At 71.9% G+C, this 14231-nt stretch carries 10 protein-coding genes; 7 read left to right on the top strand and 3 right to left on the bottom strand.

The window, feature by feature from the left end:
* Positions 1 to 17: 17 nt before the first annotated feature.
* Positions 18 to 1937 carry a hypothetical protein gene (locus tag AB0J16_RS26880; RefSeq protein ID WP_358544414.1) on the top strand — a complete coding sequence of 640 codons (1920 nt, stop codon included), beginning with the start codon at positions 18 to 20 and terminating at the stop codon, positions 1935 to 1937.
* Here AB0J16_RS26880 and AB0J16_RS26875 read toward each other — a convergent pair.
* The 3 genes from AB0J16_RS26875 to AB0J16_RS26865 form a co-directional block, all read right to left on the bottom strand.
* Positions 1854 to 3782, bottom strand: coding sequence for a cytochrome c oxidase assembly protein (locus AB0J16_RS26875; protein ID WP_358544412.1), 1929 nt, complete (start codon positions 3780 to 3782; stop codon positions 1854 to 1856). The genes AB0J16_RS26880 and AB0J16_RS26875 overlap by 84 nt on opposite strands.
* A 104-nt stretch (positions 3783 to 3886) precedes the next feature.
* The gene (locus AB0J16_RS26870; protein WP_358544411.1) at positions 3887 to 5440 is read right to left on the bottom strand and encodes a M28 family peptidase; all 1554 of its coding nucleotides are present in this window, start codon (positions 5438 to 5440) and stop codon (positions 3887 to 3889) included.
* 187 nt (positions 5441 to 5627) lie between these two features.
* The gene (locus tag AB0J16_RS26865) at positions 5628 to 6566 is read right to left on the bottom strand and encodes a methionyl-tRNA formyltransferase (protein WP_358544410.1); all 939 of its coding nucleotides are present in this window, start codon (positions 6564 to 6566) and stop codon (positions 5628 to 5630) included.
* Positions 6567 to 6647: 81 nt separating this feature from the next.
* On the opposite strand from AB0J16_RS26865, the gene AB0J16_RS26860 reads away from it, so the two are divergent.
* The 6 genes from AB0J16_RS26860 (at position 6648) to AB0J16_RS26835 (ending at position 14231) form a co-directional block, all read left to right on the top strand.
* A complete protein-coding gene (locus tag AB0J16_RS26860) occupies positions 6648 to 7973 on the top strand; it encodes a SidA/IucD/PvdA family monooxygenase (RefSeq protein WP_358544409.1) in 1326 nt (441 codons plus the stop codon).
* Complete coding sequence (locus AB0J16_RS26855; protein ID WP_358544408.1) at positions 7973 to 9037, top strand: iron chelate uptake ABC transporter family permease subunit; 1065 nt, start codon at positions 7973 to 7975, stop codon at positions 9035 to 9037. The genes AB0J16_RS26860 and AB0J16_RS26855 overlap by 1 nt, the downstream gene beginning before the upstream one ends.
* Before the next feature lie 104 nt (positions 9038 to 9141).
* Positions 9142 to 10197 (top strand): iron chelate uptake ABC transporter family permease subunit, encoded by a 1056-nt coding sequence (locus AB0J16_RS26850; RefSeq protein WP_358544407.1) that lies wholly within the window; start codon positions 9142 to 9144, stop codon positions 10195 to 10197.
* A gap of 94 nt (positions 10198 to 10291) precedes the next feature.
* On the top strand, positions 10292 to 10537 hold the full coding sequence (locus tag AB0J16_RS26845; protein ID WP_225295555.1) for an MbtH family protein: 246 nt from the start codon (positions 10292 to 10294) through the stop codon (positions 10535 to 10537).
* 53 nt (positions 10538 to 10590) lie between these two features.
* Complete coding sequence (locus AB0J16_RS26840; RefSeq protein ID WP_358544406.1) at positions 10591 to 12411, top strand: ABC transporter ATP-binding protein; 1821 nt, start codon at positions 10591 to 10593, stop codon at positions 12409 to 12411.
* Complete coding sequence (locus AB0J16_RS26835) at positions 12408 to 14231, top strand: ABC transporter ATP-binding protein (protein ID WP_358544405.1); 1824 nt, start codon at positions 12408 to 12410, stop codon at positions 14229 to 14231. The genes AB0J16_RS26840 and AB0J16_RS26835 overlap by 4 nt, the downstream gene beginning before the upstream one ends.

Below are 14231 nucleotides of genomic sequence, written 5' to 3'. Positions count from 1 at the left end.
TGAGGAGTACCCACCATATGACCGACAGCTTCGCCCGGCGCCCACCCGTTGTCACGGCGAGCGTCCCCGTCATCGAGCCACCGGCCTGGGCGCTGTCCCAGCGCGCGCTGTTCGACCTGCTGGACAGCGGGTGGCGGCTGTTCTCCTCCCGCTACACCCGGCCTGACGGCTCGCTGCGCTACTCCGGCCGGCTGTCCAGCCGCGACGGCGCGGACGACTTCTTCGAGCCGTTCTTCAACTGGCCCCAGCTCTACCTGCTGGGCGGCGCGGACGACCTGCTCCCGGCGTGCGCCCACCACTGGGAGGGCGTGGCGGCCCAGATGACCGAGCTCGGCATGTTCGCCGAGGAGTTCGAGATCGGCTACGACTGGTTCCACCAGGGCGAGAGCCTGCTCTTCACCTACTTCCTCACCGCCGCCGACCCGGCGGCCTGGGCGGAGCGGGCCACTCGGTTCGCCGACCTCTATCTCGGTCCGGCCAACTACGACCCGGACCACCACATCATCAAGGCCCCGCACAACGGCAGCGGGGGAGCTCGCGACGGGGTGTCCGACACGCCCGCCTATCCCTGGACCGAGGCCGAGGCCGCGCAGTACGGCTACCCGCTGGACTGGCTGGTCCCGGCCGACGCGCCGGTGCCGCCGCTCGCCGACGACCCGCGGCTGGGCGCGGAGATGCGCGAGCGTATGGGCCGGGGCGACGCGGTCGGCAACCTGAGCGTGGCCGGCCTGGTCTGCAACGCCTTCCTGGTCTCCGGCGACGAGCGATACGCCGCCTGGCTGCGCGAGTACGTCGGTGCCTGGCAGCGCCGGGCCCAGGACAACGGCGGGATCGTCCCGGACAACGTCGGCCTGGACGGTACGGTCGGCAGCCAGCTGGACGGGCGCTGGTACGGCGGTCACTACGGCTGGACCTGGCCGCACGGCATGTACAGCGTCGGCCAGGCGACCGCCGTCGGCGCGCTCAGCGCCGCGCTGGCCACGCGCGACGACCGCTACCTCGACCTGCTCCGGTCGCTGCTGGACGCGATCATCGGCCTGGGCGTCAAGCTGCCGTTCAGCCAGAGCGACTCGGCCAACCAGGGCCGCTGGCGCGCTCATCTCGGCTCGGACGTGGACACCGCCACCCTGCTCGTGCCCTACCGGCACAGCGACAAAGGCTGGTTCGACTACAACCCGATCCAGACCTCGGTCCCGTTCGCGCTCTGGCACCACACCGGCGCGGCCGAGGACCGGGCCCGCCTGGACGCGCTGCGCGCCGCGGCCGGTTACGACTGGGCGACGGTACGGCCGTTCCGCGACAAGGAGGAGGCCGGACACGAGGAGCCGTGGTACGCCTACCTGCGCGGCGACAACCCGGACTACCCCCAGCGAATCCTCGCCGCCGCGCACGCCCAGGCCCGGCGCCGCATAGCGCTGCTGCTCGCCAACGCCGACCGGGACCTGCCGGAGGAGGCGATCCACCTGTGGCAGAACGTCAACCCGGTGGTGACCGAGGCGCTGGCCCAGACGATGTGGGGCGGCCCGCAGGTCATCTACAACGGCGGTCTGCAGCAGGCCAGGGTCCGCTACTTCGACGCCGAACGCCGCCGCCCTGGCGTGCCGGAGCAGGTCGCCGCGCTGGTCAGCGCGATCGAGCCGGAGGCAACCGTGGTCACGCTGGTCAACCTCTCGGCCACCGACGACCGGGTGCTCATCGTCCAGGCGGGGGCGTTCGGCGAGCACGAGATCGCCACCGCCGTCGCGACCGGCGCCGAGCCCGGCTGGACCGGCCACGACACCGAGTACATCCACCACCAGCCGGTGCCGTCGGCCACCGAGCTCACGGTCGGCGGCCCGCACCTCACGGTGGAGCTACCGGCCGGCACCACCGTCACGCTGACCCTGCGGCTGCGGCTGCACGCTTACCAGCCGTCGTACCGGCAGCCGTGGGACTGAGCCGGTCCTCCCCGCAGGCTTCCGTGACCGGGTCAGCCGTACGGCCAGGAAGGCGAGGGCGGCCACGGGCAGCGCCAGGTAGATCAGGCCGGCCAGCCATTGCCCGGCCGCCACGCCCGGCGCGCCGCGCGGGGTCACCTGCGCGAACCAGTCCTGGGCCAGCACCGGCCCGTACAGCAGGAGTAGGCCGACCACCACCTGCGCCGCGGCGACGGCCGCGAGCAGTCGGGTGCGATCGCGCCGGGCGATCGTCTGGGGCAGCGGGTCGACCCCGGCCAGCACCCAGCAGCACAGCAGCCCGGTGCCGAAGAACAGGCCCTGGGTGAGCAGGTGGACCGCCTGGTTGGTGACCGACCAGGCCAGCCACTCGGTGCCGTAGAGGACGAGGAGCGGCAGCACATAGATGGCCAGGAGGGTCGTCGGATGAGTGAGCCGCCTGGTCAGGGGGCTGTTCAGGATGGCGGAGGTGACGTCGCCGTACTGTGAGGCGGGGGTGATGGCCCGCGCGGTCAGCGTCAGCGGCGCCCCGAAGGCCAGCAGCAGCGGTCCGACGACGTTGAGCACCGTGTACTGCAGCGCGTGCGCCGACGGCATCGCCCGCGCGTAGGCGCTCACGCCGCCGGCGAGCACCAATGCCAGCACCGCCACCCCGGCGAACCAGGCGATCGTCCGGCCCACCGGCCACGGCACGCCGGCCCGGGCGAGCCTGCGCAGCCCGGCCAGATAGCCGATGACCGGAAGCGCCAGGGCGAGCAGGACCAGCGGGTTCGGCCGGAACTCGGTGATCAGGTGGCCGATCGAATAGGGCGCCAGGTTGTAGCCCAGGAGGTCGTCGTGGCTGCCGGTGGTCGGCGGCGCGGAGCGCGACAGGCCGACGGCCAGGCCCATGGCCGCCGCCATCACCACGATCTCGCCGGTGGCCAGCCGGACGAAGGTGCCGCGCCTGGAGTGTTCGGCGATCCCGGCGACGGTACGGCGGCGGTGGATCCACCCGATGACGCCCAAGGCCACCAGCGCCGTCACCTTGGCCAGGACGAGCGTGCCGTACCTCGTCGTCCACAACTGCGGCACCGAGTCCAGCCGGACCCAGGCGCCGGCCACACCGGACACGGTCACCGCGACGAAGCAGCACAGGGCCAGGGTGCTGAATCTGGCGACGACGCCGGCCAGCCGGTCCGAGCGGCGGAAGTGGATCAGCACGGCCACCAGGCCGCCGACCCACACGGCCGCCGCGAGCAGGTGCGTCATCAGCGCCGAGACCGCGACGTCGTGATCTCCGGCCGAGGCGGCGTGACCGACGTAGGCGGGCGGCAGCAGGCCGAACGCGGCGGCCACGAGCAGGGTGACCGCCCACCGGGGCCGCCGGCCGTCCCGTACCCGAGAGGAGCCGAGCACCACGACCGTGGCCGTGCACGTCACCACGAGCATGGCCTGCGTCTGGGGGAGAGTGGTGCCGAAGTTCAGCAGGGTGAAGTCGCCGAACACCTGGCTCGCCGGGAGGCTGAGGATGTTCGCGAGTGTCAGCAGGTAGGTCAGCAGCGCGCAGAGCGCCCAGCCCAGTGCCCAGCCGCCCGCGGCGCGTACGCAGGCGCTCGCCTCCGGCGCGTCGCGCCGGACCAGGACCACCCCGGCGACCAGGGTCCCCACCGTGCCGACGGAGCACACCTCCAGCGCCAGCCGCGCCAGCGGCACTCCCCAGACGGTCAGCGGATCGGGTGTCGGCAGCCCCTTGATCGGCGGCGGCGTTCCGCCTCCGCCGACCCATAACGCGCCCACCAGCGCCAGGACGCCGACCGCGACGGCGACACCGGCGTATAACAGCGCCCGACGCCCGGATGACAGCACCAGCGTCCTCCTTTGTCAGGGGGCGTCCCTCTGTTGGGTAAGCGTCCCCCTATGGACGGGTACGTCCGCGTACCTGCGGCGGTTCGATGGCCGCAGGAGCGGATTTATCGCTTTATTCTTCCGCGAAGCTCGGCGCCGGGGTCGGCGATCGCGGTGATCGCCGCGGACTCCGTGGCGGTTTCCGCGGCGGCGGCCGGGCCGGGCAGGACGGGCTTGAAGGCGTAGACCAGGGCGGCGGCGGCGATGGCGCCGGTGTTCAGCGCCAGAGCCCGGTCGTTGATGTTCGTCGTGGTGTCGCAGGCCTTGTGGTAGCACGCGTCGTACGGCTGGCCGGCCGTACCACCGAACAGGGCCGCCTCCTGGGCCGTCTTGATGCCCTCGCCCCCGGTGAACAGGCCGCCGGAGGCGATGCCGGCCGCGATGAACGGGCCGTAGTCGGAGCGGCCGTCGAAGTCGGTGCCGTTGTGGCCCTGCTGCAGCAGGTCGTAGTAGCTCTCGAACAGCTTCTCGATCTCGGCCGAGCCGGGCGGACCGGCGGGCTCGCCCGTGGCGTCGGAGTCGTCACCGTCGTAGATCTTGAGGGCGTAGTTCGGCGAGGCGATCATGTCGTAGTTGAGGTAGAGCTTGATCCTGCTCCGCCGGGCGGGGCTCAGGTGCTCCACGTAGAACTTCGAGCCCAGCAGGCCCAGCTCCTCCGCGCTCCACCAGGCGAAGCGGAGCTTGTTCCGGGTGGGGATCTTGCCGAGCGCCTCGGCGACGGCCAGGAGCGCGGCGCTGCCCGAGCCGTTGTCGTTGATGCCCGGCCCCTCCAGGACGGAGTCCAGATGCGCCCCGGACATGACCACCTTGTCCGGGTCGCCCCAGGGGGAGTCGGCGATCACGTTAGAGGTGGTGCGTACCTCGCTGATCGTGTCGGTCTTGAGGTGGACCGTCGCCCCCGTGGCGAGCTCCTGGCCGACCGCGAAGGAGGCGCCGACGACCGGGATGGAGACCGGTTCGCCGAGGTTGCCCTGCGGAGTCGCGGTACGGCCCGGCTGACCCTCGTTGAAGATGATCGCGGCCACGGCGCCCGCCGCCTGCGCGTTCCGCGCCTTGACCAGGAAGGCGCAGGTGCCGCGCTGCAACAGCGCGATCTTGCCCGGCGTGAACCCGGCGAAGTCGGCGGCCTCGCAGCCGGAGGTGGAGGTGCCCGGTGTCGGGCCGGGCGGCAGGACCAGGTCGACGTTCTGCAGGGCCGCGATGACGTCGCCGCGCCCGGAGTAGCTCATCGTGGCGAGGTCGCCGAGGGTGGAGCCGTCGGGCGGGGTCGGGGTGTAGACCTTGTGCGCCGGGGCGACCCGCTCCATCAGCGCGGTGGATCGCTCCTGGTAGAAGGGGAAGTCGAACGGCTGAACGGTCACCCGGTAACCGGCGGCCCTGAGCTTGGCGGCCACGTAGTCGCGCGACGCGTCGTGGCCGCGGGTGCCCGCCGCGCGGGTGTGGTGGTGGATGTCGGCGATGGCCTGCAGCGCCCGCAGGTGCTCCTTGACCGCCGCGAGGGCACCGGAGCCGATCAGCCTCCCCTCGGCGGGGCCGGGGGCGGCGTCGGCGTGGGCGGCGACGGGGGCGAGGGTGAGTGCCGCGACCACGGTGAGGGCGCGGTGGACACCCCCGCGCATGACGGTAGGCATAGGGCTTCTCCAACTGGCGGTGGGTGTAGTGCGATCCGGACACCATCAGCCGGGAAGAACCTGGCGACCGCCAGTCAGATGATCACCCCATTCTAGGAGCGGGCCCCGCGAAAACCGGACACCCTCAGGCGCTCAGGCATGTCGTGGCGCTTCCGAGGTGGCCGCACCTGTTGCGTTATCCGAGGTAGCCGCCCATGGTGCGGAAGTAGTCGGTGGCCGCGTGCTCGGTGCCGTCCGGTGTCCGCAGCCGTTTGACCACCAGCCCGCGTCGCTGCCCGGTCCGCGCGTCCGCGCCGGCGACGATGACCACCCCATCCCCCTCCCGGATGAAGATCCGTCCGGGGGTGCCTCCGTAGCGGGCCTGCGACACCGCGGCCGAGACGATCTGGATCCGCTCGCCGCGATGGTGGGTGAACGCGTTCGGGTACGGGTCGGACTGGGCTCGGACCAGCCGCTCCAGGTCCTCCGCCGGCCAGGACCAGTCGATCCGGCCGTCCTCGACCGACCGCTTGTGGAAGAAGCTGGCCTGGGTACGGTCCTGGGGGACCCAGCGCGCCCGGCCGGAGGCGATCAGGTCCAGCGACTCCCGTACGAGCGGCTCGATCAGGTCCACCGTCCGGTGGAAGAGGTCGGTCGTGGTGTCGTCGTCCTTCACGGGCACGGCCCGTTGCAGCAGGATGTCGCCCGCGTCCAGTTCGGCGTTCATGCGGTGCGTGGTGACGCCGACCTCCCGCTCGCCGTTGATCAGGGCCCAGATCAGCGGCGAGAAGCCCGCGTACGCCGGAAGCAGCGAATCATGGATGTTGAGCGTGCCGTGCGGTGGCAGGTCGAAGATCTCCGGCGGCAGCCAGGTCCGCCAGTTGTTGGCGACGATGATGTCCGGCGCGGCGTCCCGGAGCGCCTGGAGGAGGCCGGCGTCGTCGGGCCGGTCGCGCAGCAGCACCGGCACGTCGTGCCGCTCCGCGAGCTCCGCGACCGAGTCGTCCCAGATCTTCTCGTAGGCGTGCTCGCTCTTGGGGTGGGTGACGGCGAGGACCACGTCGTGGCCGGAGTCGAGCAGGGCGCGTAATGTCCGATGGCCCCACGTCTGGTACCCGAACATGACCACTCGCATGATCGATCCTCTCTGCCATGATTCTTGAAAGGTTAGCCTTACCTTATCTACTATTGCCCCGATAAGGGAGGCGATGCCGCGGTGGAGACCCTGCCGAGTGGTCCGGACACGATCTACGACATCCTGGGAGTCGGATTCGGGCCATCCAACCTGGCGCTGGCCATAGCCGTCGACGAGCACAACGCGCGGGTCCCGGAAGCGGACCGGCTGCGCGCCGGGTTCCTGGAGAAGCAGGCCGCCTTCGGCTGGCATCGGGGCATGCTGCTCGACGACGCCACCATGCAGGTGTCGTTCCTGAAGGACCTGGTCACCATGCGGGACCCGGCGAGCGACTTCAGCTTCCTGTGCTACCTGAAGGAGCGCGGCAGGCTGGTGGACTTCCTCAACCACAAGACGCTGTTCCCGTTACGGATCGACTTCCACGGCTACTTCGAGTGGGCCGCGGCCCGGATGCGGGAGATGGTCGAGTACTCCGCCGAGGTCCTGTCCATCGAGCCCGTCGTCACCGAGGACGGCGAGGTCCCCCTGTTCGACGTGACCAGCCGCGACCCCGGCGACCCGGAGCGCTTCATCGTCCGCCGGACCCGCAACATCTGCGTCGCCACCGGCCTGGAACCCCACCTGCCGCCGGACGCCGCCCTGTCCGACCGCGTGTGGCACAACAGCGAGCTGATCCCGCGCGTGGCCGCCCTCACCGAGGCCGGCGTCCCGGTACGCCGGATCCTGGTGCTCGGAGCCGGGCAGAGCGCGGCGGAGACGGCCGACTATCTCCATCGGACCTTCACCGGCGCCGAGGTGTGCGCGGTCTTCGCGAAGTACGGCTACACCCCGGCCGACGACAGCCCCTTCGCGAACCGGATCTTCGACCCCGAAGCCGTCGACACCTTCTTCCAGGCCCCGCCCTCGGTCAAGCAGGCGCTCCACGACTATCACCGGGGCACCAACTACTCGGTGGTCGACATGGACCTCATCGAGTCCCTGTACGCGACCATGTACCGCGAGAAGGTCCAGGGCAACGAACGCCTGCGCATCCTCAAGGTCTCCCGCATCAGGGACGTCAGCGTCAACGGCGACCGCCTGGACGTCACGGTGGAGTTCCTGCCGACCGGCGAGCGGGAGGTGCTGGCCACGGACATCCTCGTGCACGCCACCGGCTACCGCCCCCAGGACCTCGGCGTCGTGCTCGGCGAGACGGCCAAGCTCTGCCTGCGCGACGAGGAGGACGAGGTCCGGATCGGCCGCGACTACCGCGTCGAGGTGCCCTGGCACGTGTCGGCCGGCATCTACGTACAGGGGGCCAGCGAGCACACGCACGGCATAACTTCCACCCTGCTGTCCACCACGGCCGTCCGCGCCGGCGAGATCCGCGACTCGCTGCTCGCCAACCGCGCGCGAGCCACGAGCTAGTGGTATCCCTGCGCCCACAACCTTTACCGAAGCAGACGGAGCGGCAGCCGGCCGGCGGCGTCGCCGCGACGAACGCGGGCCGGAGCGCGTGGCTGGCGGTGTGCCTGGTGCTGCTGGCCGTCGCCTGCGTCCTGAGCATCGTCGTCGGCACCAAGAACATCGCCCCGGCCACGGTCTGGAACGCCTTCGCCCACTTCACCAACACCGACGACCAGGTGCTCGTACGCGAGCTGCGCGTCCCCCGGACCGCGCTGGGCCTGCTCGTCGGCGCGGCGCTGGGCATCGCGGGCGCGCTCCTCCAGGCCGTGACCCGCAACCCGCTGGCCGACACCCAGATCCTCGGCGTCAACGCGGGCGCGGGCCTGTTCGTGGTCTTCGCGATCGGGGTGCTGGGGCTCACCGGGATCTGGTCGTACGTGTGGTTCGCCTTCCTCGGCAGCGCCGTCGCGATGGTCCTGGTGTACGCCCTGGGCTCGGCGGGCAGCAGGGGCGCGACGCCGATCCAGCTGACGCTCGCCGGTGTGGCGCTGGGCGCGGTCATGGAGGGCGTCTCGGCCGGGATCCGGCTGATGAAGCCGCGGGCGTTCGACTACCTGCGGTTCTGGGACGTCGGCACGCTGGCGGGCAGGCCGCTGTCGATCGCGGGGGCGGTGGCGCCGTTCGTCGCGGCTGGGCTGGTCCTGGCGCTGGCCGTCGCGCGGTCCCTCAACGCCATCGCCCTCGGGGACGATCTCGCCCGGTCCTTGGGCACGAACATCGCGCGGGCGCGGGCGCTGTCCATGGTCGCGGTGACCCTGCTGGCCGGGGCGGCCACCGCGGCTGTGGGTCCGATCGGGTTCGTGGGTCTGATGGTGCCGCACGCCGTCCGCTGGATCGTCGGGCCGGACCAGCGGTGGATCTTCGCGTACACGATGGTGTGCGCGCCGGTCCTCATGCTCGCCGCCGACGTCGCCGGCCGGGTGGTCATCCGGCCGGCGGAGCTGCAGGTGGGGATCGTGACGGCGTTCGTGGGCGCGCCGGTGCTGATCTGGCTGATCCGCCGCAGAACGGTGAACGGCCAGTGACCGGCTCGGCGGGATCGGGTCCGGTGGGATCTGACGCGGCGGGCTCCGGTGCGGTGGGATCCAATGCGGTGGGGACCGGTGCGGCGGGATCGGTGGGGTCCGGCTTGGACTCGGGATCCGGTCTGGACTTCGGTCGGGGGGTCGTGGTCGTGCGTGGGGCGTCGGTTTCGCTGCGGTTCGGGGTGCGGACGGCGGTCATCTGCGGCGTGCTGGGTCTGGCGGCCCTCGCGGTGGGCGTGCTGGCCCTCGGCACCGGCGAGTTCGAGGTGCCCGTCGGGGAGGTGGTCCGCGTCCTGCTGGGCGGTGAGCCGGGTCCCGCCCGGCTGGTGATCATGGAGTGGCGGCTGCCACGGGTGCTGCTGTCCCTGCTCATCGGGATGGCTCTGGGGCTGAGCGGTGCCGTGTTCCAGTCGTTGACGCGCAATCCCCTGGGCAGCCCCGACGTGATCGGCTTCAACACCGGCGCCTACACCGGAGTGCTGGTCACGATGATGTTCGTTGGCCGCGACTACTACCAGACGGCCGCGGGCGCGCTCGTGGGCGGCCTGCTCGCCGCCGCCGTGGTCTACCTTCTGGCCTACCGGAAGGGCGTCCAGGGGTTCCGGCTGATCATCGTGGGGATCGCGGTCAGCGCGATCCTCGGCGCGGCCAACCAGTGGTTCGTCATCAAGGTGAACCTGCAGACCGCCGTCGCCGCCGCGATCTGGGGACAAGGCAGCCTGAACACCCTGACCTGGGACCAGGTCCTGCCCGTGGCCGTCTCGGTCGCGCTGCCGACCGCGCTCCTGGTGGCCCTCGGGCGGCGCCTGTCGCTGCTGGCCATGGGGGACGACGCCGCCGCGGCGCTCGGCGTACGGACGGAGCGGTCGCGCCTGGCGTACCTCGTCATCGGGGTCGCGCTGACGGCGGTGGCGACGGCCGCCGCCGGGCCGATCTCGTTCGTCGCGCTCGCCGTCCCGCAGCTGGCCCGCCTGCTGACGCGTACGGCCGGCATCGCGCTGGTGCCGTCGGCGGTCACGGGCGGGCTGCTGCTGGCCACGAGCGACTGGCTCGCGCAGCGGGCCTTCGCCCCCACCCAACTCCCGGTCGGCATCGTCACGGTGTCGCTGGGCGGCGTCTACTTCGCCTGGCTGCTGGCCAGGCAGGCACGCAGCCGATGAGGCGAGCCATCGCCGCCGTGGCGCGGGGCGACCCGGTGCTCCCGACCGGTCGCGCTCCCATCCATCCACCCACCCCCGATGCCAAGGAGGCACAGTGTCCGACAACCCCTTCGACGACGAGAACGGCACCTTCTACGTCCTGGTGAACGACGAGGAGCAGCACTCCCTGTGGCCGACCTTCAAGGAGGTGCCCGGCGGCTGGCGGATCGTCTTCGGCGAAGGCGGCCAGAGCAAGCGGCAGGAGTGCCTCGACTACGTCGACGCGAACTGGACGGACCTGCGTCCCAAGAGCCTGCGTGAGAGCATGGCCCGCGCGTCGGCCCAGGTGAACGACAGCTGAACGCGTCAGCCACGGCGCGGCCCCGGACGGGGTGGCGCGTTCTCCTGCGTACGGTGACCCGCAACCGGCGGCGGCTGGGCCTGGGGACCGCTCTCATCAGCCTCCACCAGGTGTGCGAGTCACTCGTACCGATTTTCATCGGGGTCATCGTCGACCGGGCCATCGGTCCTGGCGACGGTGGCGCCCTCGTGCTCTGGGTGGCGGCCCTGGCGGTGCTGTTCGTCGTGCTGACGATGGTGTACCGGTTCGGCGCCCGGCAGCTCATGCTCGCCATCGCGGTGGAGGCCCACACCCTCCGGGTCGAGGTGGCGGAGAAGATCATGCATCCGCGCGGCATCCGTACCGGCCGTCGCGCCGGCGACCTGCTCACCGTCTCGACCACCGACACCGACAACACCTCGTACCTGCTGGACTACGTGCCACGCGTCGCCGGCGCGGTGACGGCGACCGTGGTGAGCGCCGTCGCGCTGCTCGTGATCGACTGGCGGCTCGGGCTGGCCGTCCTCGTCGGGACGCCCGTGGTGCTCCTCGCGCTCCAGGCGGGCACGCCGCTGATCACCAAACGGGTGACCGAGCAGCAGGAACGCGCGGCGGAGGCCACGTCACTGGCGACCGACCTGGTCAGCGGGCTGCGCCCACTGCGCGGCCTCGGCGCCGAGGAGGCGGCCGCCCAACGCTACCGGGAGGTCAGCGGGCGGTCCTTGCGGGCCGTCGTCCGGGCGGCCCACACCCAGGGCGTGTACGTGGCCGCCTCGACGACCTGCGGCGCGCTGCTGGCCTGCGGCATCGCGATCCTGGCCGGGTGGTTCGCGCTGACCGGGCGGATCAGCGCCGGGGAGCTGATCACCGTGATCGGGCTCGCCCAGTTCCTGATGGAACCGATCGGGCTGCTGGCCATCGTCCCGAGCTGGGTGGCGGAGGCGCGAGCGTCGGCCGAGCGCGTGGCCGTCATCCTGAACGCGGACCCACTGGTACCCGACGGCACCGAACCACTCGACAACGGGGCGTCCGGCAACAAGGCGCCCGGTCTGGAGGTGCGCGCCCTCAGATACGGCACCCTCGACGGGGTGGACCTCCTCGTGCGGCCCGGCGAGTTCGTGGGCGTCGCGGCACACCGCTCCGCCGACGGAGAGGCACTGGTCAAGGTCCTCTCGGGGCGGGTGGCGCCGGAGGAGTACGACGGCCGGATCCTGGTCGGCGGTCGAGAGCTGGCCCGGATACGGCTGGCGCACGCCCGCCGGACAATGCTGGTGGAACCCCATCAAACGGACCTGTTCACGGGCACAATCCGGGACAACCTCACCGTAGGCGCACTGGCGGTGGGCCGAGCGGACCCGGTGGACGCGGTGAGCTCGGCGGGCCGAGAGGCCCCGACGGACCCCGTGGGCTCGGCGGGCTCGGCCGGTCCGGGTCTGTTGGCTGAGGTCCTGGCTGCCTCGGCTGCCGATCAGGTGCTGTCCGCCCATCCCGACGGTCTGGAGCATCTGGTCACCGAGCGGGGTGCCAGTTTGTCGGGCGGGCAGCGGCAGCGGGTCGCGCTTGCCCGGGCGCTGCTGGCCCGGCCGCCGATCCTCGTCCTGCACGACCCGACGACGGCCGTGGACGCCGTCACCGAACACGCGATCGCCCAGGGCGTACGAGCTCTGCGACACGCTCAGAGCCCAGGGCAGGCCCCCGAGCAGGGCGTACAGGCTCCGTGGCACCCGCGCGGCGAGGCGGTCCCGTTCACCACCATTGTGGTCACGAGCAGCCCCGCGATGCTGGCCGCGACGGACCGGGTCGTCGTCATCGACGGCGGCCGGGTGGTCGCCGAAGGCAGCCACACCGAACTGGCCGCGACCGACAGCGACTACAACCGGGCGGTACTGAGATGAGCGGATCAGGTGGCGACGGGACGGACACCGGGCGAGATCGCGAGTTGCTCCCGGTCGCCGGCGCGCGCCTCACGTGGGCGTGGCTGTGGCGCGAACTGCGCGTCCGGTGGCCGAGCCTCACCTTCGCGCTGCTGGTGGGCCTGCTGGGGGCGGTCGCCTCCGTGGTGCCGGCGTACGCGCTGGGCGCTCTCGTGGACCGGGTGCGGGAGCACGCCCCAGCCTCCGCGATCGTGCCCATCACGATCGTGATCACCGTCGCGGCCGTGGTCGGCGGGCTGGCCACCGGCCTGGCGACGTACCTGATCGGCCGGTTGTGCGGGCAGATACTCGCGGTGCTGCGGGAGGCGACCGTGGCCCGGGCGCTGACCCTGCCCGCCACGACGCTCGAACGTACCGGGAAGGGCGATCTGCTCTCGCGAGTGGGCAGCGACGCGGCCGCGATCGGCAAGGCGGCCTCCGACGTGATTCCCACGATGATCTCGGCGTTCCTGCTCGGCGTCCTGAGCGTCGCCGCGATGGCCGGGATCGACTGGCGGCTCGGGCTGGCCGGCGCGGTCGCGGTGCCGTTGTACGCGGTGGCGCTGCGGTGGTACCTGCCGCGCGCGGCGCCCCAGTACGCCCGGGAGCGGCAGGCGGTGGCGGACTCGTCGCAGCTGCTCGTCGAGAACATGCAGGGTGTACGCACGGTGCACGCCTACCGTCTGGAGCGGGCGCGGCTGCACGACATCGGGATCGCCTCCGGGCGGGCCCGCGACATCTCGGTCTCGGTCTTCACGCTGTTCACGCGCTTCGTCGGCCGGGTCAACCGGGCGGAGTTCTTCGGGTTGGCCGCGATCTTGGTGGCGGGGTTCCTGCTGGTGCGCGGGGGGTCGGTGACGGTCGGCGAGAGTGCCGCCGCGGCCGTCCTCTTCCATCGGCTGTTCAACCCGATCGCGATGCTGCTGTTCACCTTCGACGAGGTACAGGCGGCGGGCGCGAGCCTGGCCCGGCTGGTCGGGGTGGTGGAATTCACTCCGGCGCCTCAACGTCCGGACCGGGCGCCACGCGTACCTGGGGACGGTTCGCTTGAGTTGTCCGGTGTGCGCTTCAGCTATGACGGCCAGGTCGACGTTCTCCACGACGTGAGCGTGCGGGTCGCGGCGGGCGCGCGGGTGGCGCTGGTGGGGTCGACGGGGGCGGGCAAGTCCACCCTCGCGGCCATCGCGGCCGGGATCCTGCGGGCCGGGCACGGCGAGGCGCGCGTCGGCGGCGTGTCGCTGGCGGAGCTGGCCCCGGCGGACCTGCGGGAGCGGGTGGCGATCGTCACCCAGGAGACCCACGTCTTCGCCGGGCCGCTGATCGAGGACCTGCGCCTGGCCCGCCCGGGGGTCTCGCCGGACGAGGCCGCCGCCGCGCTGGACACCGTCGGCGCGCTGGACTGGGCGCGGAGCCTTCCGGAGGGCCTGGACACGGTGGTCGGCGAAGGCGGTCACGAGCTGACCGCGGCCCAGGCCCAGCAACTCGCCCTCGCGCGGCTGGTGCTCGCGGACCCCGCGATCGCCGTCCTGGACGAGGCCACGGCGGAAGCGGGCAGCCTGGGCGCCCGCGACATCGAGGCGTCCGCCGCCGCGGCGACCCGGGGACGGACCACCCTGATCGTCGCCCACCGTCTCACCCAGGCGGCGTCGGCCGATCGGGTGGTCGTCCTCGAACACGGCAAGGTCGTCGAGGAGGGCCCGCACCACGAACTGGTCGCCGCCGGCGGCCGGTACGCCGAACTGTGGCGGGCTTGGGAGACGCGTACACCCACTTCCCCATCAAGTAAGGCTAGGCTAACCTAA

The sequence above is a fragment of the Nonomuraea sp. NPDC049750 genome (assembly GCF_040659625.1).
GTDB lineage: Bacteria > Actinomycetota > Actinomycetes > Streptosporangiales > Streptosporangiaceae > Nonomuraea.
Note: the sequence above shows the minus strand (reverse complement) of the source record. Positions and strands in the feature narration are given on the sequence as shown.

Coding starts and splice junctions, on each gene's coding strand:
- AB0J16_RS26870 (WP_358544411.1), bottom strand. CDS start 5,440: ATGCGCGGGGGTGTCCACCGCGCCCTCACCGTGGTCGCGGCACTCACC.
- AB0J16_RS26865 (WP_358544410.1), bottom strand. CDS start 6,566: ATGCGAGTGGTCATGTTCGGGTACCAGACGTGGGGCCATCGGACATTA.
- AB0J16_RS26880 (WP_358544414.1), top strand. CDS start 18: ATGACCGACAGCTTCGCCCGGCGCCCACCCGTTGTCACGGCGAGCGTC.
- AB0J16_RS26835 (WP_358544405.1), top strand. CDS start 12,408: ATGAGCGGATCAGGTGGCGACGGGACGGACACCGGGCGAGATCGCGAG.